The sequence below is a fragment of the Streptomyces sp. NPDC002265 genome (assembly GCF_040296125.1).
Classification (GTDB): Bacteria; Actinomycetota; Actinomycetes; order Streptomycetales; family Streptomycetaceae; genus Streptomyces.
This window is the reverse complement of the sequence record NZ_JBEOWS010000700.1, coordinates 1-1,374: the sequence shown is the minus strand read 5'-3', so window position 1 is coordinate 1,374 and position 1,374 is coordinate 1. Positions and strand designations below refer to the sequence as shown.

Annotated in this window: 3 protein-coding genes; 2 read left to right on the top strand and 1 reads right to left on the bottom strand. The window is 68.9% G+C overall.

Annotated features, from left to right (window positions below):
* The first annotated feature begins 101 nt into the window (after positions 1–101).
* Both ABT085_RS46375 and ABT085_RS46370 read left to right on the top strand, forming a co-directional pair.
* Positions 102–401: a hypothetical protein gene (locus tag ABT085_RS46375; protein WP_351623267.1), complete on the top strand. Its 300-nt coding sequence runs from the start codon at positions 102–104 to the stop codon at positions 399–401.
* A 184-nt stretch (positions 402–585) separates the two neighbouring features.
* The gene (locus ABT085_RS46370; protein ID WP_351623265.1) at positions 586–792 is read left to right on the top strand and encodes a DUF6417 family protein; all 207 of its coding nucleotides are present in this window, start codon (positions 586–588) and stop codon (positions 790–792) included.
* Between the two features lie 122 nt (positions 793–914).
* Here the strand turns inward: ABT085_RS46370 and ABT085_RS46365 are convergent, their stop codons facing one another.
* A complete protein-coding gene (locus tag ABT085_RS46365) occupies positions 915–1,121 on the bottom strand; it encodes a hypothetical protein (RefSeq protein WP_351623263.1) in 207 nt (68 codons plus the stop codon).
* Positions 1,122–1,374 lie beyond the last annotated feature (253 nt).

Genomic DNA, 1,374 nt, shown 5'->3' with positions numbered 1-1,374 from the left:
CGACAACGGCGTGAAGTGGATGGCCATGCCGGTCGACTTCCCGTACTGGCGGGCGGTCTACGACTTCTTCCGCCGCTGGCGGGCCTGCGACTACGGTGGAGTTGAACGCTCGTGACTGGTGCGCGGGCAACCTCCATGAAGAGCGCATCGCCCGGGCGCTGTGGGATCTGGCGGATCCCACCCCCGCCAAGGTCAGGGCGATCTTGAACGGTCTCGGCTACATCGACGGGCGTATCCACGGCCTTGAGCAGTCCGACACGACCACGCGGTTCTTTCTCGATCTGCGTGACCAGGGCGGACGGCTCTGCCTGGACGGCTCGGCGGCCGGTGAGGAGACCGTCGTCGACAAGTGCGTCGCCCCCGCGACCGGCCCGTTCAAGGCGGGAGAACGGAACGTATGACACCCAACTTCAGTCTCTTGGGCGATGCTGACAGCAGGCGTCGGTGCTGCCGCTCCTCGGGAACAAATTGAGCTCGTGCCGGCAGCCAGGCGACTTCCGAACCGAGGTTGAAGGGCTGTCCAACCTCGGCGCGCCAACCCCGAGGGTGGGCGTGACCTTGAGCCCGACGGGTACGTGCCAGGCTATGGACGACTACGACGCGCTCGATGGGGACTCCGCCCTGTGTGTGCCGCTCGCGGACACGGCGCAGCGTCTGGCTGTGCTGACGCTGGAGGAGGCGCACGATCTGCTCGCGTTGCTGGTGGCGGTCGCGCAGGAGGGCGGGAGCATGTCGGTGCGGGCGGAGCGGCTGGCGCGGGAGATCGCCGCGCGGATCCCGTCGGAGAACTGACGGCGCACATGGCCCGCTCGGCTGCGTCGAAGGAAGAGACCGAGGCCACGGGACAGGCCGTGTCCGGCCAAGGCTCCGGAGCCCGGTGCTTCAGCAGGCCCCCCAGAAGGCCTGCCCCTTGGTTACGGGACCTGCTCGTAGGTGACGGTGGCGGCCGGGCAGGCTTCGGCGAGGCGGGTCAGTGCGTCGCGCTCGCCGGCGTCGGCGGTCAGGTTCCAGCGGAGTTTGTCCGCCACCCAGTCCGCGGCGTACGTGCACCGGTCTGCCGGTACGGGCAGCCAGTCGGCTGGGTCCTTGTCCGCCTTGGACCGGTTGGAGCTGCCGGACACCGCGATGAGGCTGTTCGGTGCTCCCTGGTCGTTGGCGTATGCCTCGCGCCGTGCGGCGGTCCAGGTGGCTGCTCCAGATGGCAGGGGGCGGGCTCGGAACGCGCCAAGGCGACACGACGTCCGCCGGACGACCACACACCGATTTTCACGCACACAGGGATCCTGCTGGCCAAATGTGCAGTTATGCCGCGAGCGTGAGGTCGAGGCGGGCGAGGTGGCTGGTGCGGGTGTGGTCGAGGGGCTGGCCGTTCCA